This window comes from [Bacteroides] pectinophilus, assembly GCA_025146925.1.
In the GTDB taxonomy this organism is placed as follows: domain Bacteria; phylum Bacillota; class Clostridia; order Lachnospirales; family Lachnospiraceae; genus Bacteroides_F; species Bacteroides_F pectinophilus.
Window position 1 is genome coordinate 2095455 of sequence record CP102260.1, and the last position, 22782, is coordinate 2118236.

Sequence of the window (22782 nt, forward strand, 5' to 3'; positions counted from 1 at the left end):
TAATCATTCTTTCCCCATTCTCGGTTTGAATGTCCTTGTCTTACGTCCCTTACTAATCTCACTGTTTCTCCGGATTGCTTCTTCACAGAATATCTCCTGTGCGTTAATAACTTCCTTCCGGCCTCTTCTGTCGATTTTTTCATAGGAACCGTCAGGCTGCATTATATGCGCTTTTTCATTATCGGCAAGCTGTATCTCAAGAACATGAAGTACCTTTTTCTTAAGCTCTTCATCCTCAACCGGGAACATAATCTCAACTCTCTTGTCCAGATTACGCGGCATCCAGTCTGCACTTGCCATATAAACTTCCCAGTTACCGCCATTCTCGAAGTAGAATATTCTGGCATGCTCAAGAAAATTACCCACTATCGACCTTACTGTTATATTCTCGCTTAAGCCCTTTATACCAGGCTTGAGGCAGCATATACCTCTGACAATAAGCTCTATCTTAACTCCGGCGCATGACGCCTCATACAGCTTCTCTATGATTTCTTTGTCGCAAAGCGAATTCATCTTAGCCATTATGTGCGCCTGTGAGCCATCTTTTGCATTCTGTATCTCTCTGTCAATAAGCCTCATAAATCTTCCACGCAGCCACAGAGGTGCAAGAGCAAGCTTATTCCATCTTATCGGTTCGGAATATCCTGAAATCATATTGAATACAGCGGTCGCATCCTCACCAATCTGGTTGGCACACGTAAGCAAACCAAGGTCCGTATACAGCTTGGCAGTTGAATCATTGTAGTTACCTGTTCCAAGATGCACATATCTGCGTATACCATCCTCTTCGCGCCTTACAACAAGTGTAATCTTGCAATGCGTCTTAAGTCCCATAAGTCCGTATATTACGTGGCATCCTGCTTTTTCAAGCTTCTTTGCCCATATTATATTATTCTCTTCATCAAATCTAGCCTTAAGCTCTACAAGGACCGTAACCTGCTTGCCACTTTCCGCCGCCTCTGCAAGGGATGCTATTATAGGTGAATTACCGCTGACACGATACAGCGTCTGCTTGATTGCCAGTACCTTATCATCCTTTGCTGCCTGTCTCACAAAATCAACAACATGCTCAAACGAATCATACGGATGGTGAAGCAGTATGTCATGCTCTCTGATTCTTGCAAATATGTCTGCGTCATCCATAAGCTCCGGAAGCTGCTGCGGCGTATACTTCGGATGTTTCAGATGCTCGAATCCGTCAAGTCCGTATACCTTCATAAGAAATGTCAGATCAAGCGGACCATTTATATAATAAATGTCATCATCCGCAATATTAAGATTCTTCTTCAGGATCTTAATGAGCCTTTTATCCATGTCATCCTGAACTTCAAGCTTGATTGCCTCGCCCCACTGTCTTTTCTTAATCTGTCTCTGAATCTCCTGCAAGAGATCTGCAACCTCTTCCTCATCAATCTCAAAATCAGCATTACGCATAATTCTGTATGGATGCGTTGCTATTACATGATAGTTAAGATAAAGCTTCTGGATATTCTTCTCAATAATCTCTTCAAGCAGAATAACCATTCTCTTATTCTTTTCAGATGAAGGAATCTCCACAATTCTCGGAAGCACCGACGGTACCTGGACCGTTGCAAATTCAAGTTCCTTATCTCCGTTCTTTTTGCGCATAAGTGAAGCCAGATTCAGTGTCTTATTCCTTATAAGCGGAAACGGTCTTGATGAATCGACTGCCATCGGCGTGAGAACCGGATATATTTCATTCATAAAGTACTGGTCGACAAATTCATTCTGTTTTTCATCAAGCGCTTCATAGCTTTTTACAAAAATAAGATTATTTTTTTCAAGCTGCGGAATAAGCGATCTGTTAAGTGTTGAATACTGCAGATTAACAAATTCATGCTCTTTGCTGCTGATAAGCTCAAGCTGCTGCTTAGGTGTAAGACCTGCTATATCTTTTTTGTTATAGCCGGCATTAACCATGTCATTAAGTGATGCAACACGTATCATTACAAATTCATCCAGATTGGATGACGTTATGCTTAAAAACTTCAGCCTTTCAAACAATGGAATACTCTTATCTCTTGCTTCTGCCAATACTCTTGAGTTAAATTCCATCCAGCTTAGTTCACGGTTAATAAAATTTCCTGAATCCGAATAATTCATATCCTTCCTCCAATTCCACAGACGCTTAATGCACACACCTGGTTATCTTGTATTTTTGCGCTGTCTTAATACCGGTCTTACTCCATATATCTCCTCGAATAATTCTGTCTTTTCCTTAAACAATCCGTATTCCAGAGTTATATCCTCATAAGTTGATGTAGCAATTATAAGCTCGTCTCCCTCAAGTGATATCTTAAGGTCACTCATCTTCTGCTTGTGGCTTCTGTCAAGTGCGTTGGCAAGTCTTAACATTGCAGTAAGCTTCGACTGTGTCAGATTCATCTGCCTGTAATCAAAATCCCTTGTATTATATTTTATTATCTTGGCAACTGTCTCACGTTCTTCATGCGATATACCTATAATCTCTGATGCCATAATTATATCATATCCGGCTTCTGACGGATACATAAGACTTACGAACTTGCCGCTGTCGTGCATAATTGCTGCAAGCTGCAATATAAGCCTCTCGCGCTCACCAAGGCCATGAAGCTTCTTCATTGCGTCAAATATTCCAAGCGCTGCTTTCTCGACAAACCTGGTATGTGGAACATTGCACTGATAACGCTCTGCAATCTGTCTTGTTGCCGACAGAATATCATCATTAAAATTATGCTTAAGCTTAATCAGCCTGCTCTTCTGTGCATAATCAACCGCAAGACCATCTCCAAGCTTTACATCCGGCATCCACAGCCTCTTTGCATCAGTGAATGCAAAAAGTCTTGCAAAAAGCATAAGTCCCGGTGTAACCAGGCTTGCATGTGTCTGCGGTATATCCAGCTGCTGTGCTATCTCATCCTCGCTCTTGCCGATTATCCGGTCATATATACCGGCAAACTCCTTCTTTGTTACATACTTTTTGTCTTCTCCCGCAAGCTTGATATATGAAAGGTTCTCTCCCGTACCTACAATATTAGTTACTTTATATCCTTCAAGAAATATCTTTGTAAATGTCTCCAGGTCATTATCAATATACTCCTCAAGTATACATCTGTACTTGTCTGCATTCTGTGCAAGACGTGCAAGCAGCTCTCTTACTCTTAACACTCCGAGCCTTATATTCTGTGTTGTTATTAGCTTTCCGTTATTAAAAAGCGTAATCTGTGCACTTCCCGAACCTATATCCGCAAGCAGTGTACATTCATTCATAGCCTGCTCAATTATCTCATCCTGCATTGAAAATGCTTTGTAACTTATAAACCTTTGCTCTGAATTAGACAGAAGTTCAATATCAAGCCCCGTTCTTACCTTTACACGGTCAAGTACATTCTTTGAATTCACAGCCTCCCTTATGGCGCTTGTTGCACAGGCTCTGTATGCCTTAACCTTATATCCTTTCATTATATAGCTGAAATCATACAGAATACCACACAGCTTATCCACCATCTCAAAGCTTATCTTATCTTTGTTATATGTGTCACGTCCAAGCTCAATAACGTGTGATATACGGTCAATCTCACGTATTCCTGTCTTGGGAGATATCTCGAATATCTTCAGTTCAATTTCATAAGACCCGATACTTATTGCTGCAAATGTTGTTACAGACATCCTGTACACGCTCCTTCCCCACGCCGGTGTATTGTCTATTAATAATTCCCCAGAAACTTAAGCTTATTAGCTTCCTCCTGTATTCCGTGAAGTGCATTTATAACATTGGTGTCATCAATATTACCCATAAAATCAACAAAGAATCTGAACTCCCATTCTCTTCCCTCAATAGGTCTTGACTCTATCTTGGTCATGTTCAGTTCATTATATATGATATGGCTCAGCAGATTATACAATGCACCCGGTTTGTTATTCGTCTCAAAGCATATTGTCATCTTTCCTGCGCCCTTAACAAACCTTCTCTTATTGGATACAATAACAAATCTTGTAGTATTCCTGTCACTGTCATTAATCTTTGACTCAAGCACTTTAAGACCATACACTCTCGCTGCTTCTTCACTGGCTATTGCTGCCTTGGAGATGTCATTCTGCTCAACAACCATCTTCGCACTCACTGCCGTATTAAGCTGGCTTATCGAATTCCATTCCCTGTGTGAATCAAGATACTTCTGGCACTGCATCAGCCCCTGTGGGTGTGAATATACCGTCTTAATATCACTTATTGCTGCAGCCGGCAGCCCCAGAAGTGAATGCTCAACCTTAACAAACTGTTCTCCTATTATGTAATTGTCATATTCCTCAAGCAGGTCATATACCTGATTAACCATTCCGGTAGTCGAATTATCGATAGGAAGTACTGCATAATCAGCACTTCCATCCTTGACAGCTTCCATTGCATCACCAAATGTCTCAACATTAAAGTTATTGACATCTTCCCCAAAGAAACGCTTCATGGCAATGTAGCTGTATGCTCCGGGAACTCCCTGATATACAACAGTGCAATGCTTCTTATCTATCGCATCCATAGTCTCATATGGTTCTCTTAATGTAAGTCCGTGTTCTTCTATAAGCTTGTACTGCATCTTTCTGCTTGTAGACATAAGCTGTGAAAACAGCTCTCTTACGCCATGTATATTCTTCTCATCGGATACAAGCTCTGCAACCTTATCAAGCTTCTGCTTCTCTCTTGTTTCATCAAATACTTTCTTGCCTGTCTCTATCTTGTACTCTGCAACCTTAGTTGCAAGAGCAATCCGCTTCTCATATAATGCAGCAAGCTGTCTGTCTACGTCATCTATCTCTGTTCTTATCTCATTCAAATCAAGCATCTTATATCTCCTCGTTACTTAACATCATAATTATTGTCATTATAGCACATGTAGTGCTATAATAACAATAATTATGATAACAGGCTTCGCATCTGCGCACAGACTTGTTATGCCCTGAGAAGATGGGCAGGAATGGAGGATTAACATGAAAGAACGACGTGCCAAAATAATTGTTCTGTCAATTCTGGCTGTTATACTTGCTGCAGCCGGTGTATACATATATTCTTATATCAACAGGTTCGTATATAATGATCCGAATCTTGCCGGTAACACTGCCGGTAACATTAATAACGGCGGATTATTCTGTGAATATAACGGATATATATACTTTTCCAATCCTTACGATGACGGTGCTTTATACCGCATGAATTCCGATTGTACCAATGCCCGCAAGCTGAGTGACGACCGTGTGGCTTATATTAATGTTGACGGCAATCATATTTATTATGTCCGCAACAATTCAGGTTCTGACCGCGTTGCTTCAATTCTTCACGGATATCTCTTCGGTTTATATCGTTGTGAACTTGACGGTTCCAATCCGGCAGACCTGTATGAGAAGCAGTCAGGCACAGCTGCCCTATGTGGCAACTACATTTATTATCAGCATTATAATACAAAAGAAAGTCCTTCATTCACATTATACAGAGCCAAGATTGACGGAAGTGAGGATGTAAAGGTATCCAATACAACTTATGAACCTTCAAGTTATTACAACGGAAGATTATACTTTGCCAACATTGACGAGAACCACAATCTATGTTCTCTAGATGTCAACACAGGTTCAATATCAACCGTCCTCGAAGCCAATGCTTATATGGCCGATATGGAAGGCCAGTATATATATTATATTGATATGAACGACAACTACGCACTTATGCGCTACAACACAGCCAACCGCATAAAAGAAAAACTGATTGACGGCAGATGTGTACATTATAATGTATACGGCACAAAGGTATTTGCAATGATTGAGGGTGATGATGTCCACGGCATCTACAGGATGAATGTTGACGGTTCCCAGAAAGAACTTATCGCACAGGGTGATTTCAACAATATATCATGCACATCACAATATACATTTTTCCAGTATTTCAATGATAACGTAACTCTTTACCGTGTTCCGACTATCGGTAAGATTACAACTATAGAGCAGATTAATGTCCGGTAAAGTGTTGTATTCATAAAAGCATAGTGCTACAATTGTTGTAATTTTATTGAGAGGAAGCGATTTAATGTTAGGTTACAGCGTATTTTTACCAAGCTACAGTGTCGGGGAGAATTGTTACAAAGAGATTCCTTACGTGACAAGAAAGTTTGGCACCAGAGCCGTTGTTATCGGTGGTAAGACTGCAATGTCCAAGGCTAAGCCTGAGCTTGAAGCAGCAATTAAGGATTCAGATGTTGAGATTCTTGATTATATATGGTATGGTGGTGACTCCAGTTATGAGAATGTTGAAATGCTTAAGAACAATCCGCTCGTTACAGGAGCCGATATGCTTTTTGGTGTAGGAGGCGGACGCGCATGTGATACAGTCAAGACACTTGCTGATATGCTTGACAAGCCGTTCTTTACATTTCCTACGCTTGCATCTAATTGTGCAGCATGCACGGCAATAACAGTTATGTATAATCCTGACGGTTCATTCAAGGAATATTACTACATGCACGGACCTTCATATCATACATTCATAAACACAAAGATAATTGCAGACTCACCTGAGAAGCTCCTGTGGGCAGGAATCGGTGATGCATTGTCCAAAGAATGTGAAGTGCTTTATGCAGGCCGTGACAAGTTCATGTACCACACCCCGCTTATGGGACAGTGCATTGCAAAGATCTGCACAACTCCGCTTATTGAATATGGTGCAAAGGCTCTTGAAGCATGCCGCAACAACAAACCGGACTTTGCTCTTGAGCAGGTAGCTCTTGATATAATAATATCGACAGGAATTGTTTCTAACTTTGCAACACATGAGAATCAGCCTGACCCGGCAGATAATTATTACTATAACAGCTCTCTCGCACACTGCGTATATTACGGAGCTTCAACACTGCCACAGTGTGAGCGGCACCTTCATGGTGAGATTGTGGCTTTTGGCGTTCTCTGTCTTCTTACATACGACGGCCAGCTTGAAGAACGTGACCGCATTATGAAGTTCAACAAGAGTGTCGGTCTCCCTGTAACACTTGACGAGCTTGAGATTACACATGACGACCTTACAAAGATTGCTGACAAGGCTGCAAGTGTAGTTGAATGGACATACGTTCCGGGAACACCTTCCAAAGAGAAGTTTATCCAGGCTATGATTGATACTGATAAAGCCGGAAAGAACATGTAATTCATATCAGAACATAACAAAATAGCAGTCCGCATCTTATTTTAACCGGTGCGGGCTGCTATTTTATTATATGCCGGATAAATAAGCCGGCTATGATTCTGCAATGTCTCTCTACAATGCCTCAAGTGTCTTTACACTCATATAATGGCTTATTCCAAGTGCATTGATTATAATTCCTGACGCCCCGAGTTCAACGACAGTTGCAACAAGCTCATCAAATGTGCAGAGCATATCTTCTGTCTTGCCGGGATAGCACTTATTCATCTCAAATCCATCTGTAAATACCGGAATTGCTATTACCTTCTCTCCGTTATCGCTTCCTATCTGTTCTGTAACATCAAGATACTGGAATGATATCTCTATCTCTTCTCCATTCTCAGTCTTAACACATGGCACCATAAACTCAGCATTCTTGAGAGCTGTCACGAATTCCTCTTCACGCTTTTTAAGCATCCTTGTAAATGCCTCCTCAGGGGCACCCTCTTCTACCTTAGATGTCTTTCTTGTCTCCTGGAACAGCGCAATCATAGCCTGTGAAAGTGCCGGATTAGTTACATAATCTTCCTTCATGAACTTATCATACGGGTAGAGTTCTTCCCTTGATACAATGAACGGTGTCTCATTGCCACCGACAAATCTTACATTCTTATATCCGTTACGATACATATGAGCTACTTCATTAGCAAACTGTTCAGGTGTTGCAAGTGAAAGCACTGCAAGATATCCCTGTGCATTAAGTCTGTCTGTAATCTCCTTTGACTTATTGTAATCATATACAACAAGCATATCTCCGTCAACATCATACGGATATCCGTTAACATCACTGTATATTACCCAGAGGTGTGATTCATTGCGAATCTTATCGATTATTATAGGTCTGAATGCTTCCTGCATATCCCCGAAAAAAGCAGCATCATTTGCATTCTTCTTTTCGTCAGCTTCCTTAATGCATGCATTAAGGAGGTCACCTTCAACAGCAATTGCCTCGTCAAGCGGGAGCTTCTGCATCATTGCCACACCGTAATCTTCATCCCCTGTAATATGCTTTAATATATCCTGTGCCCTAAGTGAATTCATAATAATACAATTACCTCCAAATTTCGCTAACAACAATTATACCGCAGAATGGAACCATAATACTTTAACCGGTCTGTCAGCCATTTTACACTTTATGGTGTGCTTTACTCCGGCAAGTGCAACAAATGCATCTCCGGGCTTAATATCAATTTCAAGGTCTCCAAGTCTTGCGGTTCCTTCCCCTTCAAGCACATAAAACCCTTCCTGATCCTCATGTGCGCCATAATCGGGAGGAAATTCCGTATTATCATATACTGATACGCCGCATCGGCATCCATTGGTACATCCGTTCTCCCCATCAAGAAGTGTATATCCCTTTTTCCCCGGCTTTCTTGAAGCTAATGCTTCTTCAAGTGTTGTATATGGCTTCATATTCAGGCCTCCTTATAAAATAAGGGCTGTGATACACAGCCCTATAGTATTCTGATAAATGATTAATCCATCTTCTTATATCTTAAAAGCTCTGTATATGCAAGAAGGAATGGTCCAACTCCCTTAGCATCATCCTCAACAACAGGCTCTGACATGTAATAATCATATGTACCATGACGTCTTGTCTTGCCGCCAAGTCCACCTACAAGGCAGATACCACCAAGATGCATCTCGCCATCCTTAGTTGTAAGGTACTTGTCACAGATTCCATCAATAGCTTTTTCAGCATACTGTCTGTAGCTATCAGGAAGATATCCGAATCGTACACCCTTGAGAATTGCATATGCCATAATTGAGCTTCCGCTTGTTTCAAGATAGTTACCATCCATTCCGCCAAAGTTAACTATCTGATACCACATTCCGCTCTCATCCTGATACTTAAGCATTGAATCAATGAGATCAACGAATGCATCTCTCATAAGCTTGATATCATCAGCGTACTTCTCATCTGTCTGGTCACACTTATCAATAGTGTCAAGAAGTGCCATTGAGAACCATCCGATAGCCCTGAGCCAGCTAAGCTGTGAAAGTCCTGTAACCTTATCGCACCAGAACATCTTCTTAGATGTGTCTATTGCGTGGAAATATAATCCATTAAGAGGGTTACGCATATTCTCTATAACGAATCTGAACTGCTGGAAAATATCAGGATAATTCTTCTTATTATTATATCTTGTCTCATATTCCATATAGAATGGCATACCCATGTAAAGTCCGTCAAGCCATACCTGTTCAGGGTATATATCCTTATGCCAGAAGCTTCCGTTCTTCGTTCTTGGCATGATTGAAATCTGATTGTAAATGAGGTCGATTGCCTTACGGTACTTCTCCTTACCTACAACATCATACAGTTCAAATAATGTCTTGCCTGCATTAACATTATCTATATTCTTCTCATTAATATCATATCCTTCAATTGTTCCATCATCATGTACACGATAATCAATAAATGCATCTGCAAAATCAAGATACTTCTTGTCCTTAGATATAGAATACATCTCAAGAACTGCCTTAATCATGCATCCGTCGATATAATTCCAGTTTGACTTCAACCCCTGCTTAATCTTCTCGATGTTCCACATTGGAGCTTCAGGAGTACTTCTCTCAAGCAGCTCATCAATATACTTAACAATCACGTCCATTATAACTAGCACCCTTCTATTGTATTTTGGTCTGTATCCCACATATATTCATTGCAGACCGGATATAATTATTATATACTAAACCATGCTTTTTTGCAACACATATGCCATTTATTAATCTCTGCCGCGAATGTGCACATACCGGCCATCAGCCAATACATGTAATGCCTTTACTGCCGGCATATTCCTCCTTAACGTCTGCGGTCAATATTTGCATTCGCATAATATCTCGCTTTATCTTCATACATTAGTTTTTCAGACTCTGACAACAGCCTGTCCATGCTCTCTTTGTTGCTGCTGCGCCATATTGCGCCAACTGCCATAATTACATTATAATCCGGCATGTCAGTACGGAGTTTTTCTACAAGAGCCGTCATATCATGTTCGCTGATTCCGGGACACAATGCAAGAAGCTCGTCACCGCCTATTCTGAACACACCATATCCGTCAAATGTCCTTGCAAGACACTGTGAGGCCCTTATTATGAGGTTATCTCCGGCAATATGTCCCTGACTGTCATTAACTCTCTTGAGGCCTGTTATATCACAATATACCGCACCTATACTGCTCTCAGGTCTTATCTCAGATATATATCTGTCCATTGCAAATCTGTTGCCAAGCTTGGTCAGCTGGTCTGTCATTCCCATCGTCTCAAGTTCTTTTACCAGATCACGGCGCTTCAGTGCAGATACTATAAAATGCCCCATTATCTTGAGCATATTGGTCGAATACTCAAGTGATCTGGCCGGTGGATTGTCAACACCGTAGAAGCCGATTATCTTTCCATCGTCATACAGCGGTACTACCGCCAGCGAATGAATATTCTGCGGTGCAAGCACATTGTAAAGCATCCTGTTGCTGTCCTTAATATCCTCCAGATACTCTATCATTATATTCTTATCATGGCTGAAATTGTGGTACCAGCTCTCACAGACATCCGGTGACAGATTCTTCAGGTTCTGTATCTGTGGTTCTACTCCGCTTGTACACCACTCGTATGTATTATTATCGTATCCCCTGTCATCCTTTTCAAATATATATATTCTCTCACAATCAAGCTCTTTGCCTATGTATTCCAGAAGAACATTAATCGAATCATCCGGCATAGGTGCTCGAAGCGCAAGTCTCAGCCCTTCGTTCACAATCTCCTCAAGATTCTGATATTCCCGAATCATTCCGTTCTTCACTTCTTCTGTTGTAGCATCCAATGCCAGCTCTATTCTGTATCTTCTGCCATTATCCTGCATCATTGTATCCTTAAGCAGCAGATGCTTGTTCAGCAGCGGATTAAAATATCTCCATTCCTTGAATCTGCCTTCTTCAAGCATGGCATTATTGCATATTGTGCATGGCGTTGCGCTTTTTTGCAACACTTCATAACATTTTTTCCCTTTAACTTCATCCAATGAGCTGTATCCATATTCATCAAGTGTTTTTCTGTTCATATACACTATCTCATATGTGTCTATATCAGCAACATATACAAACTCATCAAGGTTTTCAAAAAACTTACATAATTTTTCCATACACGTAATCTCCGCAATATATAAAAGTACTCTATTTGCCCGGATATTTAATTACGGAATCCATTGAATATCCTGCAAGCTTATCTCTTCCCTTAAGGCCTTCCAGCTCCATAAGGAATGCAATTTTAACAATCTTTCCACCAAGTTGTTCTACAAGCTTTATGATAGCTTCAGTTGTTCCGCCTGTTGCAATAAGATCATCAATAATTACTACCTTCTGTCCCGGTCTGATTGAATCCTTATGCATCTCTATTGTTGCCGTACCATACTCAAGTGCATATTCCTGTGAAACGGTCTCACACGGAAGCTTTCCCTTCTTACGCACCGGAACAAATGCCTTGTGCATATTATATGCAACAGGAACTCCGAATATAAATCCTCTTGATTCCGGACCTACTACAACATCAAAATCAACACCATCAAGAATATTCTGTAATCCATCTATTGCCAGATGCAGTCCGTCCGCATCCTGAATAACACTTGTTACATCACGGAATATAATTCCTTTTTCAGGAAAATCCGGTATACTTCTTACATATTCTTCTAACTTTTTCATTACAATCTCCATTTCTTACCTGATATCCGGGTATCTTAAGTCTGTATGCAGCCATTAAACCTCTGCATATAACTTTTCCATAAATTCTCTTGTTGCCACTGCATTAGATGGAACTGTGTTCTCAAGCGTAACATGTACATATGGCTTATGTTCCTTAATCTTCTTAAGGAGAAGAGGATAGTTCATCCCGCCTGTACCTGCTGCTATAGACTTAAGTTCTCCATTCTCTATAACATAATCCTTGGCATGCACAACAGCAATATCAGGTCCAAGCAGGTCAAATGCCTGCTCTATAATCTCATCCTGCTGCTTATAATTATCAATACTGAGCAGATTGACAGGATCAAATATTATCTGCAGGTTAGGCGAATTGATTGCATCAAGCACCTTTCTTGCACGCTCCACGTTATATACAATATGCTTGTAAACAGGTTCAATAGCAAATATAACTCCCATCTTCTCCGCATATTCAACAATCGGTCTTACGTTCTGTATAAAAAGCTCAAGTGCCTCTTCTGAATGGTTAGCAGGTTCATACTTATACTCTGTATTAACCGCACCTGTCTCCGTTCCCACGACACCGCATCCAAGCACACTTGCAAAGCGTATATGTGTCTTATACTGCTCAACAATTGCTGCATGCTGTACGCTGTCAGGATTACAAAGGTTCTTGTAGCATCCAAGCACAGCAACATCAACATCGTTCTTGCGGCATAATTCCCTGATATAACATGCAAGCCCCGGTGTCATTGTCTCAAGTGCCGGGTTGAATTCTTTTATTGATTTATTAAGCGCTATATGCATACAGTGAAAGCCCTGGTTATGTATATTAGGTATAAGCTCTGCGAGCGGTGCATATGCAACATCATGCGCACGAATTCCTATTCTCATCGTATATTAACCTCCGTACAATATTAGTCTATTACCTATTAATTATAATATAAAACAATCATAAAAAAAAGAGCAAATATATAAATATATTTACCCTTATTCTCCCGAAAGATATTTGTGCGCAAGCGTCTTTGTATTCTTTATCCAGTTCTCTTTATACAGCTTCACAGGCGAAGATTCGGGATGTCCCGCCATCCACGCAGTAAGCTGGAGCCTTCTCATCATTACGAATGTATCTATCATCCCTATGTCCCTGTCAGAGAGTGTCCTCACCGCGCTATATCCGTTAAGCCATGCATCTTTGAGGTACGGCACGATTGCCCTCTCTTCCATAAAGCTTACTGATGACGCAAAATCACTTACAAACCATCCAAACCCACAGTCATCAAAATCGATTACTCTCATTGAATTATCGTCATTTGCAATAATAATGTTGGCAAGCCGCATATCTGCATGGATAAGTCCGTAATTTGCATTATTTATGCCATAATCCGACAGTCTCAGCTTTATTATATCAGACGCTTCTGACATTACGTATGCCGAACACCTGTCTATATCCTTTCTATCCTGCCACCTTCCCCAGTCAACTTGTTCTCCTATTATATTTTCGTAGTTAAAATGCATTCTGTGAATGGATACTATATCTTTCCAGGATGCAGACTGTATATGCATCCACGCTGTCATATGTCCGAGTGTTTTAAAGCATTCCAATATCTTTTCATTGATGCATTCTTCAAGACATACACCATTAATATATTCAAACATAATGCAGTAATATTCAACTCCATCATCACCAATGATGCTCCGGATGCAGCTTCTATCAAGTGACGGCAGGACTTTTGCAGGATTTATCCCATGTCCGTATCCGGCAAGTGCATCTATCCATCTTACCTCAGAAACAAGCTCAGCCAGGGTATGATACCCCGGCCTGCTTATTCTAAGTACTGCGTCCGTACTTCCCGTCATTCTGTTAATAATTGCATATGATGCATTCTCAGAGACCATTATCATCTTTGCAATGTGTGTGTGCTGCCACCCGTATAACGGAAGCACTCTCCCGGCAATTCTGTCTGTAACGGTTCTATCCTCAAATGCCATTCTAAAGTGACCTCTTATAATGTAAATTTGTTAATTGAAGCCTTAAGTTCCACTGCAATGTTATTAAGCTTCTCTGCAGCACTTGCAACATCTTCCATAGTTGTGTTAACCTGGTCTGCCGATGCAGTTACTTCCTCTGCAGCCGCAGCTGACTGCTCTGACACATTAGCTATATTCTCCATGCTGTTAACAACAGTAGTCTTGTTATCTGCCATGTTGTCGTTGAGTTCACCAATCTTGGAAAGTCCTTTAATAAGCTTACCGAGTGATTCCGAAATCTTATTAAAGAGCTGAAGCGTCGAATCAATTGTCTTACTCTGCTCTGCCTGAAGCTTATTACTCTCTTCAAGTGTATCATTAACCTCACCTGACTTAGTTGCAATCTCAGCTATGATAGCCTTAATCTCATCAGTTGATGTTCTCGACTGTTCTGCAAGCTTACGAATCTCGTCTGCAACAACTGCAAAGCCCTTGCCAGCCTCTCCGGCTCTTGCTGCCTCGATGGAAGCATTAAGTGAAAGAAGATTCGTCTGCTCTGTTATATCGGCAATCGCATCAGATATGTAGTTAACCTTCTCTATGCTCTGAAGCATCTCATTTATAATCTGGCTTGATGCCTTGGCATTCTCTACAGTCTTGTCTGACTTTTCAACAAGCTCCTTAACAACATCCATGCCCTGTGCACTAAGCTTGTCAGCCTCTTCTGACTCTTGGTTGATATTCTCAACATAAGCCTTAGTCTCTTCAAGACTTGCAGCAAGCTTATCCACTTCACTGTTGGCATCCTGTGTACTCTGAGCCTGTTCCGTAGCTCCCTGGGCAACACTCTGTATTGCCAGTGACACCTGGCTAGTTGTCTCCTTTGTATTGCTTGAAATTCCGGAAATATTCTCTGCTACTCCAAGTACGACCGTGAACTTATCATTAACTTCATGAATCAGTGCAGACACCGCCTCTACCATATCATTAAAGTTAGCCTGAAGCTCTCCGAGTTCATCATTACGTGTCACATCCATATGTACAGTAAGGTCACCCTTTGAAATCTTCTCTGTAGCACCCTGAATCTTCTTAATAGCCTTGGCAATTGAGAATGCCACGAATATTGCAATTGCTGTTCCGATGAGTGCACCTACAACAGCTGCTATTATAACTGTATTAAGAAGTGCTTTCTGGCTTGATGCGTTCTCAACACGGCTCTGTATAAGCCCTACAAGCTTCCATCCCGTAATCTCATCCTGAAGAACTGTTACATAATAGTTCTTACCATTAATCTTTTCTTCATAGCTTACAGCCTCATTATCATCTGATGCTTCTGACCAGCATTTAAGATTTGAAACACTGCCCTGAACTGCATCGTTGGCATCATTATCAACAATTATATTGCCGCTGCCATCTACGAGGAGAACATAACCTGTATTCATAAGACTGATATTCTTCACATACTCTTCAACGGTACTGAAGTCAATATCCATGCCGACTACACCGACCACTTCATCATTAATCTTAATCTCCTGTGATACAGTCATAATCTTAGAGCCTGCAGGTCTGTCAGTCTGTGACTGTGTATCTGTATAAGGCTCTGTAAACGTAGCATATATATTAGCTCTCTTCTTGCTTCCGATACACTTTGTATACCAGTCCTTAGAAGTATTGTTAACACCTGTCTTGATTTCCTTAGTCTGCTTAACCTTGCCCGTTCCCGGATCATTCCAGAGGTAAGCATTAAGCAGATATCCTGATTTTGTTGAATAATACGCTCTTACCGGATTCTCAGTAACCTTCAGTGACGCAACAAGTGAATCCTGGATTGCACTGACATTCGTGTCAAAATCACCCTGATCCTCAAGATGTTTTACTTCCTGTTTACGGGTAAGCAGATCGACAGGAATACTGATCGTATTCAGGTATGTCTGAAATCCGTCAAGTGCCTCATCAAGCGTCTGCCGGCTTGTAAGCTTCATGTTATCGTCAAGTATTGCCGTTACACGATTGTCTACAAGTACAGCACTAAGAATCATCGATATAAGTATAACAAGCAGGAAATATGCCACAAGTTTTACTCGTATAGGCGTCCTGATGCTCCTGATACCTGTTCCTTTGATACCTGTTCCTTTACTACTGTTTTTCTTTTTCATTTTCCTCTCCGTTCCGGCATCACCGATGCCAAATCCATTCATATCACCAATCTATTATATTTTAACAGAAATCCATTGAACTTACAACCTTTCAAATGATATCCGGCTGCACTCATGCTGACATGCACAATAAAACATATTGACAATATATTATCTGTTGTAATATACTTTAATGGTTGGTTTGAATATAACACATACATCACATGCTGCCGTAGCTCAGTGGTAGAGCACTTCATTGGTAATGAAGAGGTCGGGGGTCCGACTCCCCTCAGCAGCTTTTTCTTATTTTGGAGCGTATGCGCTGAAGCGCATTATCTACTGATTTGGGCTGTTTATTAAGCAGCCGTGCAATCGCAACATAATCATTACCGTCAATATAAAGATCAAGGACCTGTTTCTCATATTCACTGAGGCAGGTCCTTATTGCTTCATATATTACATCAACGCGCTCCTTGTCAATGTACATATTCTCAGGGTCCTGAGCCGAAGACGCTACAACCACATCTATAAGATGAGTCTGCGGTTCATCATATGCCTCCTCATCAACCGCTACCGGCATATCAAGAGAAAGCGACTCATTAAGGAGCTGATACTTCTTGCGGTTGGATTTTGCTACTGCAGTGCACATATTCCTGTTTATGCACATACTTGCAAATGTTGCAAATGAAGCCTCCCTGCCTGCGTCATAATCCTGCACCGCCTTATACAGACCTATCATGCCTTCCTGAATCAGGTCCTCTTCATCGCCTCCGGCTATATACATTGCATGTGCCTTGCGCCTTACACAGCCTTTGTAACGCTCAAACAGCTCATCTATGCTATCCCTGCTGCCATCCCTGTACATCTGTATAAGTGCTTCATCACTAAGCTTACCAGTCAAAATTCCCCCTTGTACAAATAACATTTATAACATTCTCTGTCTTACTATCTCATAAGCAAGTACTCCCGCAGCAACAGAAGCGTTGAGTGAGTCTATATTGCCCTTCATAGGAATTGAGGCCGTAAAATCACACTTTTCACGGACAAGACGGCTCACACCTTCACCCTCTGCACCTATTACAAGGCCTATAGGACCTTTGAGATCAAGATTATACATAACCTCTCCATCCATAGCCGCGCACACAAACCACATTCCCTCTTTCTTGAGTTCCTCAATTGTCTGTGCTATATTGGTAACCTTGGCTACGGGAGTATAATTGATTGCCCCTGCACTTGTCTTTGCGACCGTAGCAGTAAGACCTACAGCTCTCCTCTTAGGAATAATCACACCATGTGCTCCCGCAAGGTTAGCTGTTCTTATTATAGCCCCAAGATTATGCGGGTCTTCTATTCCGTCAAGAATAAATATAAACGGCGGTTCGCCTTTTTCCCCGGCTGCATCAAGAATATCCTGCACCTCAGCATATTCATAAGCTGCGGCATATGCAATAACACCCTGATGTTTACCTGTCTCAGACATTGAATCAAGACGCTCTTTAGATACAAAATTAATTATTGTATCATGCTTCTTAGCTTCACGTATTATTGTCCTTACAGGGCCATCCTGACATCCGTCAAGCACAAACAGCTTATCAACCGGTCTTCCCGAACGCAATGCTTCCGTGACGGCATTACGTCCTTCTATTGTAAGTTCTTCATATCTCATCTGCATCCAACCTTTCAATAATACCTGCCCTGATAAGTTCGACCATTCGCACATACCTTCCCTGCAGGTACAGATATCCCATAAGTGCTTCAAAACCGGTTGCGCGTCTGTAATCTGCAACAGTAGCATTCTTTGCCTTTGTATAAGACTTGGCATTGCGTCCGCGCTTATACACCGCATGTTCCTCCTCATCGAGCATAGGCTCTATAACGTCCATCATATCTGACTGTGCTTTGGCCCTTACCAGTCCGTCAGCCATTCTGTTAAGCTTATTAACAGGCATGTTGCCTTTGCCAAGCAGATATGTCCTTATCACAAGGTCATATGCGTCATCACCTATATACGCAAGTGTAAGCGGCGAATATGACATGACATCAACCTGCTTTACATCGAGCACCTGCCTTATTATTCCAATGAAATCCTTATTATCTTCCACAATCAGCTTCTCTTCCATCTCACGCCTTCTCTTGTATCCTCAAGCACAATGCCTTTGTCAAGAAGAAGCTGCCTTATCTCATCAGCTCTTGCAAAATTCCTGTCTTTTCTTGCCTGCTGTCTCTCCTGAATAAGATTGTCTATATCTTCATCCAGAAGCTCCTTCTCACTTACAACTTCAAGTCCTAGTATCCCGCATGTTCCGGCTATCTTATCAAGGACATCCTGTAAGAACTTCTTTGAGTCTGATGACTTGCACGACGTATTGGCAAGCTTAACCATATCAAATATTGCCGTTATTGCATCAGCTGTATTAAAATCATCATCCATTGCATTTTCAAACTGCTTAATCATGCCATCAAGCTGCGCAAGAATATTCTTTTCTTCTTCTGAGACTTCCCTGTCCTGTGCATTGTCTATCATATGGTTAAGATTGCCGGCTGCAGTTGTAATTCTCTCAAGACTGTTCTTTGCTGACTCCATAAGCTCCTCGCTGAAATTAAGCGGATTGCGGTAATGGGCACTAAGCATAAAGAATCTGAGTACCTGAAGATCATACTTAGCTGCTATATCTCTTACCGTAAAGAAATTGCCAAGTGACTTTGACATCTTTACATTATTAATCTTGAGGAATGCATTATGCATCCAGTATTTTGAGAATTGCACACCATTAGCTGCTTCGCTCTGTGCTATCTCATTCTCATGATGAGGAAATATAAGATCCTCTCCGCCTGCATGTATATCTATGCTCTCTCCAAGATACTTCTTGGCCATTACAGAACACTCTGTATGCCATCCCGGACGTCCTTCACTCCATGGTGATTCCCAGTAAGGTTCTCCTTCCTTCTTAGGCTTCCAGAGTACAAAATCAAGCGGATCTTCCTTTTCTTCTCCGCCTGCGACCTTAATATCCCTGTGTCCTGCCTCGAGGTCATCAATATTCTTCTTGGAAAGTTTGCCGTAGCCCTTGAACTTTCTTGTTCTGTAATATACAGTACCATTGACATTGTATGCATATCCTTTATCAATAAGGGTCTGTATAAGTTCAATCATTCCGTCTATCTCTTCTGTTGCAAGGGGATGCTTTGTTGCAGGCTTAACATTCATTCCTGCCATATCCTTCTTACATTCTGCGATATATCTTGTTGATATCACATCAGCTGTAACACCTTCTTCATTGGCAGCCTTAATAATCTTATCATCAACATCAGTAAAGTTAGATACATAATTAACTTCATATCCCTTATACTCAAGATATCTTCTTACAGTATCAAAAACTATCATTGGACGTGCATTGCCGATATGGATAAGATTGTATACTGTAGGCCCGCACACATACATCTTCACCTTGCCTTCTTCAAGTGGCACAAATTCTTCCTTTTTCGCCGTAAGTGTGTTATATATTTTCATGTTAGTCTTCTCCTCCACTCTGCGCATTCTTGTGCGCATCTCTGCGCAATTCATTTATCTCTCTCTGAAGTCTTACATTCGCCGCCTTAAGTGACTCTATATCATTCATTACAGGGTCAGGAAGATGTATCTGGTCAAGGTCATTAACCCTTACATCATTCTGTATTACAACTCTTCCCGGCACTCCGACAACAGTTGAATTATCAGGAACATCCTTAAGTACAACCGAGCCTGCACCAATCTTAACATTGTTGCCTATTGTTACCGAACCCAGTATCTTGGCACCTGCTCCTACCATTACATTATCACCGAGCGTCGGATGTCTCTTGCCTTTTTCCTTACCCGTGCCTCCAAGTGTCACTCCCTGATAAAGTGTAACATTATTGCCAAGAATGGCTGTCTCTCCTATTACGACTCCATGTCCATGATCGATAAAAAGGCCTTCCCCAATCCGTGCACCCGGATGAATCTCTATTCCGGTCTTTCTTGCACACCTCTGTGATATCCACCTTGCAAGGAAGTAATGCTTCTTAAGATAAAGCTTATGAGCTGTCTTATACTTTATTATTGCTTTAAAGCTCGGATACAGAAAAACTTCCGCTGACGTCCTTATGGCAGGATCACGGTCCTTAATTACTGCCATTTCCTGTTTTATAAATGTTATCATTCCCATGTCTACATTCCGCTCCTGATTATTGCATTAATATGATATGCATTATGCTCACTTATGTGCATTGCTCATTTATGTGCATTATGCTCATTTATGTGCATTTCATATCATATTACATAGCTTTCTCTTATCGTCTTGTACAGCCCTGACATCCTGCACATCCGCCATCCGAACCTGTTACATAGGAATTCTCATACATATAGTTAGCTACAGAATTAATACTTGCAACAGCCTGTGCGCTTATTCCTTCACCATTTCCTGTAAATCCCAGACCTTCTTCCGTTGTTGCCTTAATATTAACTCTGTCGGTATCTATGCCGAGTGCGCCGGCAACATTCTCTCTCATCCGGTCAATATAAGGGCGCATCTTTGGTCTCTGTGCAATTATTGTTCCGTCAATATTCTCTATTATATAGTTCTTATCCGCAAGCATCTTTCCGACAACCTTAAGGAGTTCAATACTTGATGCTCCCTCATATTCAGCTGCCGTATCCGGAAAATGCTTACCTATATCTCCGAGTGCCGCTGCACCAAGAAGCGCATCCATAATTGCGTGCAGAATAACATCTGCATCTGAATGCCCCAAAAGTCCCTTTTCATATGGTATCTCAACTCCGCCCATTATAAGCTTACGTCCTTCAACGAGCTTATGGACATCGTATCCCATTCCAACGCGCATAAATTTCCTCCAAAAACAATCCATATAGAGTTTATGCTATACGTTTTCAGGGCTGTTGTCAAGGGCATGATGTCCATTTTTCTGATTAAAAAAAGCATCTGAAGATTCTTCTTCAAATGCTTCCGTTAGTAGCGAGAGGGGGATTTGAACCCTCGACACTACGGGTATGAACCGTATGCTCTAGCCAACTGAGCTATCTCGCCATATGTAATTAAGTTGCTTAAGGATTCGTTGTAGTGGGGCCTACAGGGCTCGAACCTGTGACCCTCTGCTTGTAAGGCAGATGCTCTCCCAGCTGAGCTAAGACCCCGTCTGCAGCTGTCCTATCGCGAACTTGCTTTGCTATTATATAACCATATAAGGGCATTTGTCAAGCGCTTTTTTAACTTTTTCAAAAAAGTTTTTTTAAAAAAGTTTTTACATTCTCTTGTGCAGTTCTGCAACTGTTCTGCTAATCTCATCACGCAGCTTAGTCTCTGACTGTGGGAGCTTCTGAAGTATAGTAAGCAGATCTGCCGTATCATGGTCATCTCCTACCTGTCTGAGTGTCTCACATGTTGCAAAAACAACATCTTCATCCTTATCATCAGCCAGTCTTAAAAGCAGGTCAATTGACTGTTGCGAATCCGACTTGGCAAGTGCCTTGGCAAGTGCAAGCTTGTTCTCCTTGGTATCGAATACATACTGTGAAAGTTCTCCCCAGTCATTCCTCTTAATCATCTTTTCCATCTTTTCCTCAGGCGTCTTCTTTGCAAATAACATAGTCTGCTCCAATCCGAGGTGTAATATTACATCTCTTTTTATTTTGACTATATTATAGCACCGTTTGTCAAGATTTTAACATGGTGTAATGTGTAATTATGACGGGTCAGCCTACAGGCTTAGCGTGAAGTCTGAAATTACCTGCCGTCTCGTATGTCGCACAAATCTTATCTGCCATACATACAATCCACGCTTCCCTGTTATTAGGCGGAATTATTGTGAGCGGAAACATATGCTTAAGTATAATATCCGCTTCCTTATCTGATATATTATAGTCCTGCATTGCATTACGCAGTGCATGTCTTGGATGATAGAATCCATGCAGTCTGTGATTCTTGTTCTTCTCGTGCCAGTCATACAGGAAATAATCATGTAAAAGTGCGCCCTTAACAAGTGCCTTACGATCAACCCTGATGTGAAGCCGGTCTGCAATAAGGAGGCTTACATATGCAACATTGCGGCAGTGCTTGAATACCGACACCGTACCGTGCTGTATATAGTTATTAAGCTCTCTATACCTTCCGTCCTTCTTGAGTTCCCCGATGGCAGTGCTTATCTCATCTGCATACTCTCGATTCATTAAAAATATCCCCTTTCAAAACAAATCCCTGGCCTGCTTCTTTCTCTTATCAAGCCTCTTCATTATACGTTCCGCTATATAGTTACCGCTGTATCCGTATGCTATACCCAGAATTATCCCCGCAATTACATCTGTAGGATAATGAACAAGCAGATACAGTCTTGAAAATGCAATCTGTGCTGCAAGCACCAGCGCCGCAGTTCCTTCCTTCTTCCTGTTAAGGAATAATGCGACTGCCGAACCTATCGATGCCGATGTATGCCCTGAAGGGAATGAATAATCCCTCGGTTCACGAATCTTAACATTAAAGCTCTTATCCTTCCAGAATGGTCTTGCCCTGTCCACTGCATTCTTAATTATCGTGTTACTGAAAATAAACGAAAATAACAGGGCTATTGCCATAGAAAGCCCGCTCTTCCTATACTTGTCAGACTTGACACATCCGGCAGACAGTGCAATCCAGAATCCGCCCGCATCACCCATTCTCGTAACAGTACGCATAAGTCTGTCTGCAAGTGGGCTGTGCCGGTCTTTAAGCCAGTGTAGAAATCTCATCTCCCAATTCAT

At 41.4% G+C, this 22782-nt stretch carries 22 protein-coding genes and 3 tRNA genes; 3 read left to right on the plus strand and 22 right to left on the minus strand.

The window, feature by feature from the left end:
* Positions 1 to 3 precede the first annotated feature (3 nt).
* Genes NQ488_09850 through pheA form a run of 3 tightly spaced genes read right to left on the minus strand, consistent with a single transcriptional unit; the run spans position 4 to position 4838 of the window.
* On the minus strand, positions 4 to 2124 hold the full coding sequence (locus tag NQ488_09850; protein ID UWN94882.1) for an RNA degradosome polyphosphate kinase: 2121 nt from the start codon (positions 2122 to 2124) through the stop codon (positions 4 to 6).
* 42 nt (positions 2125 to 2166) lie between these two features.
* Complete coding sequence (locus NQ488_09855) at positions 2167 to 3669, minus strand: HD domain-containing protein (protein ID UWN94883.1); 1503 nt, start codon at positions 3667 to 3669, stop codon at positions 2167 to 2169.
* A gap of 38 nt (positions 3670 to 3707) precedes the next feature.
* Positions 3708 to 4838 (minus strand): prephenate dehydratase, encoded by a 1131-nt coding sequence (gene pheA, locus NQ488_09860; GenBank protein UWN94884.1) that lies wholly within the window; start codon positions 4836 to 4838, stop codon positions 3708 to 3710.
* A gap of 145 nt (positions 4839 to 4983) precedes the next feature.
* On the opposite strand from pheA, the gene NQ488_09865 reads away from it, so the two are divergent.
* The gene (locus tag NQ488_09865; GenBank protein ID UWN94885.1) at positions 4984 to 6006 is read left to right on the plus strand and encodes a DUF5050 domain-containing protein; all 1023 of its coding nucleotides are present in this window, start codon (positions 4984 to 4986) and stop codon (positions 6004 to 6006) included.
* A gap of 64 nt (positions 6007 to 6070) precedes the next feature.
* Positions 6071 to 7177 (plus strand): iron-containing alcohol dehydrogenase family protein, encoded by a 1107-nt coding sequence (locus NQ488_09870; protein UWN94886.1) that lies wholly within the window; start codon positions 6071 to 6073, stop codon positions 7175 to 7177.
* 111 nt (positions 7178 to 7288) lie between these two features.
* On the opposite strand, the gene NQ488_09875 is transcribed toward NQ488_09870, so the two are convergent.
* The 8 genes from NQ488_09875 to NQ488_09910 form a co-directional block, all read right to left on the minus strand.
* Positions 7289 to 8254, minus strand: coding sequence for an SseB family protein (locus tag NQ488_09875; protein UWN94887.1), 966 nt, complete (start codon positions 8252 to 8254; stop codon positions 7289 to 7291).
* Between the two features lie 36 nt (positions 8255 to 8290).
* Positions 8291 to 8626: a cupin domain-containing protein gene (locus NQ488_09880; GenBank protein ID UWN94888.1), complete on the minus strand. Its 336-nt coding sequence runs from the start codon at positions 8624 to 8626 to the stop codon at positions 8291 to 8293.
* A 62-nt stretch (positions 8627 to 8688) separates the two neighbouring features.
* Positions 8689 to 9828, minus strand: a complete 1140-nt coding sequence (locus tag NQ488_09885; GenBank protein ID UWN94889.1) for a glycoside hydrolase family 88 protein — start codon at positions 9826 to 9828, stop codon at positions 8689 to 8691.
* A 191-nt stretch (positions 9829 to 10019) separates the two neighbouring features.
* Positions 10020 to 11354, minus strand: coding sequence for a sensor domain-containing diguanylate cyclase (locus NQ488_09890; protein UWN94890.1), 1335 nt, complete (start codon positions 11352 to 11354; stop codon positions 10020 to 10022).
* 31 nt (positions 11355 to 11385) lie between these two features.
* Complete coding sequence (locus tag NQ488_09895) at positions 11386 to 11910, minus strand: adenine phosphoribosyltransferase (GenBank protein ID UWN94891.1); 525 nt, start codon at positions 11908 to 11910, stop codon at positions 11386 to 11388.
* 54 nt (positions 11911 to 11964) lie between these two features.
* On the minus strand, positions 11965 to 12801 hold the full coding sequence (locus NQ488_09900; protein ID UWN94892.1) for a sugar phosphate isomerase/epimerase: 837 nt from the start codon (positions 12799 to 12801) through the stop codon (positions 11965 to 11967).
* Between the two features lie 96 nt (positions 12802 to 12897).
* A complete protein-coding gene (locus NQ488_09905) occupies positions 12898 to 13899 on the minus strand; it encodes a phosphotransferase (protein UWN94893.1) in 1002 nt (333 codons plus the stop codon).
* A gap of 14 nt (positions 13900 to 13913) precedes the next feature.
* Entirely contained in the window at positions 13914 to 16034 is a 2121-nt protein-coding gene (locus NQ488_09910) for a methyl-accepting chemotaxis protein (protein ID UWN94894.1), read from the minus strand.
* A 205-nt stretch (positions 16035 to 16239) separates the two neighbouring features.
* Between NQ488_09910 and NQ488_09915 the strand changes: the two genes are divergently transcribed.
* Positions 16240 to 16311, plus strand: a tRNA-Thr gene (locus NQ488_09915).
* On the opposite strand, the gene NQ488_09920 is transcribed toward NQ488_09915, so the two are convergent.
* From NQ488_09920 to NQ488_09970, 11 genes are all read right to left on the minus strand, one after another.
* On the minus strand, positions 16303 to 16914 hold the full coding sequence (locus NQ488_09920; GenBank protein ID UWN94895.1) for a sigma-70 family RNA polymerase sigma factor: 612 nt from the start codon (positions 16912 to 16914) through the stop codon (positions 16303 to 16305). The genes NQ488_09915 and NQ488_09920 overlap by 9 nt on opposite strands.
* A 24-nt stretch (positions 16915 to 16938) precedes the next feature.
* Complete coding sequence (gene rlmB / locus NQ488_09925; GenBank protein ID UWN97141.1) at positions 16939 to 17679, minus strand: 23S rRNA (guanosine(2251)-2'-O)-methyltransferase RlmB; 741 nt, start codon at positions 17677 to 17679, stop codon at positions 16939 to 16941.
* Entirely contained in the window at positions 17669 to 18133 is a 465-nt protein-coding gene (locus NQ488_09930) for a ribonuclease III (GenBank protein ID UWN94896.1), read from the minus strand. The genes rlmB and NQ488_09930 overlap by 11 nt, the downstream gene beginning before the upstream one ends.
* Positions 18118 to 19524 (minus strand): cysteine--tRNA ligase, encoded by a 1407-nt coding sequence (gene cysS / locus NQ488_09935; protein UWN94897.1) that lies wholly within the window; start codon positions 19522 to 19524, stop codon positions 18118 to 18120. The genes NQ488_09930 and cysS overlap by 16 nt, the downstream gene beginning before the upstream one ends.
* A 1-nt stretch (position 19525) precedes the next feature.
* Positions 19526 to 20197: a serine O-acetyltransferase gene (gene cysE, locus NQ488_09940; GenBank protein ID UWN94898.1), complete on the minus strand. Its 672-nt coding sequence runs from the start codon at positions 20195 to 20197 to the stop codon at positions 19526 to 19528.
* 124 nt (positions 20198 to 20321) lie between these two features.
* The gene (ispF, locus tag NQ488_09945) at positions 20322 to 20873 is read right to left on the minus strand and encodes a 2-C-methyl-D-erythritol 2,4-cyclodiphosphate synthase (GenBank protein ID UWN94899.1); all 552 of its coding nucleotides are present in this window, start codon (positions 20871 to 20873) and stop codon (positions 20322 to 20324) included.
* Between the two features lie 129 nt (positions 20874 to 21002).
* Positions 21003 to 21076, minus strand: a tRNA-Met gene (locus tag NQ488_09950).
* A gap of 34 nt (positions 21077 to 21110) precedes the next feature.
* A tRNA-Val gene (locus NQ488_09955) sits at positions 21111 to 21183 on the minus strand.
* Positions 21184 to 21290: 107 nt separating this feature from the next.
* Positions 21291 to 21635: a HEAT repeat domain-containing protein gene (locus tag NQ488_09960; protein ID UWN94900.1), complete on the minus strand. Its 345-nt coding sequence runs from the start codon at positions 21633 to 21635 to the stop codon at positions 21291 to 21293.
* A 106-nt stretch (positions 21636 to 21741) separates the two neighbouring features.
* The gene (locus tag NQ488_09965; protein UWN94901.1) at positions 21742 to 22215 is read right to left on the minus strand and encodes an HD domain-containing protein; all 474 of its coding nucleotides are present in this window, start codon (positions 22213 to 22215) and stop codon (positions 21742 to 21744) included.
* Positions 22216 to 22230: 15 nt separating this feature from the next.
* Entirely contained in the window at positions 22231 to 22782 is a 552-nt protein-coding gene (locus NQ488_09970; GenBank protein ID UWN94902.1) for a phosphatase PAP2 family protein, read from the minus strand.

What these genes read in the sequence shown, in the direction of transcription:
- NQ488_09850 (UWN94882.1), bottom strand. Translation starts at nt 2,124, where the DNA reads ATGAATTATTCGGATTCAGGAAATTTTATTAACCGTGAACTAAGCTGG.
- NQ488_09855 (UWN94883.1), bottom strand. Translation starts at nt 3,669, where the DNA reads ATGTCTGTAACAACATTTGCAGCAATAAGTATCGGGTCTTATGAAATT.
- pheA (UWN94884.1), bottom strand. Translation starts at nt 4,838, where the DNA reads ATGCTTGATTTGAATGAGATAAGAACAGAGATAGATGACGTAGACAGA.
- NQ488_09865 (UWN94885.1), top strand. Translation starts at nt 4,984, where the DNA reads ATGAAAGAACGACGTGCCAAAATAATTGTTCTGTCAATTCTGGCTGTT.
- NQ488_09870 (UWN94886.1), top strand. Translation starts at nt 6,071, where the DNA reads ATGTTAGGTTACAGCGTATTTTTACCAAGCTACAGTGTCGGGGAGAAT.
- NQ488_09875 (UWN94887.1), bottom strand. Translation starts at nt 8,254, where the DNA reads ATGAATTCACTTAGGGCACAGGATATATTAAAGCATATTACAGGGGAT.
- NQ488_09880 (UWN94888.1), bottom strand. Translation starts at nt 8,626, where the DNA reads ATGAAGCCATATACAACACTTGAAGAAGCATTAGCTTCAAGAAAGCCG.
- NQ488_09885 (UWN94889.1), bottom strand. Translation starts at nt 9,828, where the DNA reads ATGGACGTGATTGTTAAGTATATTGATGAGCTGCTTGAGAGAAGTACT.
- NQ488_09890 (UWN94890.1), bottom strand. Translation starts at nt 11,354, where the DNA reads ATGGAAAAATTATGTAAGTTTTTTGAAAACCTTGATGAGTTTGTATAT.
- NQ488_09895 (UWN94891.1), bottom strand. Translation starts at nt 11,910, where the DNA reads ATGAAAAAGTTAGAAGAATATGTAAGAAGTATACCGGATTTTCCTGAA.
- NQ488_09900 (UWN94892.1), bottom strand. Translation starts at nt 12,801, where the DNA reads ATGAGAATAGGAATTCGTGCGCATGATGTTGCATATGCACCGCTCGCA.
- NQ488_09905 (UWN94893.1), bottom strand. Translation starts at nt 13,899, where the DNA reads ATGGCATTTGAGGATAGAACCGTTACAGACAGAATTGCCGGGAGAGTG.
- NQ488_09910 (UWN94894.1), bottom strand. Translation starts at nt 16,034, where the DNA reads ATGAAAAAGAAAAACAGTAGTAAAGGAACAGGTATCAAAGGAACAGGT.
- rlmB (UWN97141.1), bottom strand. Translation starts at nt 17,679, where the DNA reads ATGAGATATGAAGAACTTACAATAGAAGGACGTAATGCCGTCACGGAA.
- NQ488_09930 (UWN94896.1), bottom strand. Translation starts at nt 18,133, where the DNA reads ATGGAAGAGAAGCTGATTGTGGAAGATAATAAGGATTTCATTGGAATA.
- cysS (UWN94897.1), bottom strand. Translation starts at nt 19,524, where the DNA reads ATGAAAATATATAACACACTTACGGCGAAAAAGGAAGAATTTGTGCCA.
- cysE (UWN94898.1), bottom strand. Translation starts at nt 20,197, where the DNA reads ATGGGAATGATAACATTTATAAAACAGGAAATGGCAGTAATTAAGGAC.
- ispF (UWN94899.1), bottom strand. Translation starts at nt 20,873, where the DNA reads ATGCGCGTTGGAATGGGATACGATGTCCATAAGCTCGTTGAAGGACGT.
- NQ488_09960 (UWN94900.1), bottom strand. Translation starts at nt 21,635, where the DNA reads ATGTTATTTGCAAAGAAGACGCCTGAGGAAAAGATGGAAAAGATGATT.
- NQ488_09965 (UWN94901.1), bottom strand. Translation starts at nt 22,215, where the DNA reads ATGAATCGAGAGTATGCAGATGAGATAAGCACTGCCATCGGGGAACTC.
- NQ488_09970 (UWN94902.1), bottom strand. Translation starts at nt 22,782, where the DNA reads ATGAATTGGGAGATGAGATTTCTACACTGGCTTAAAGACCGGCACAGC.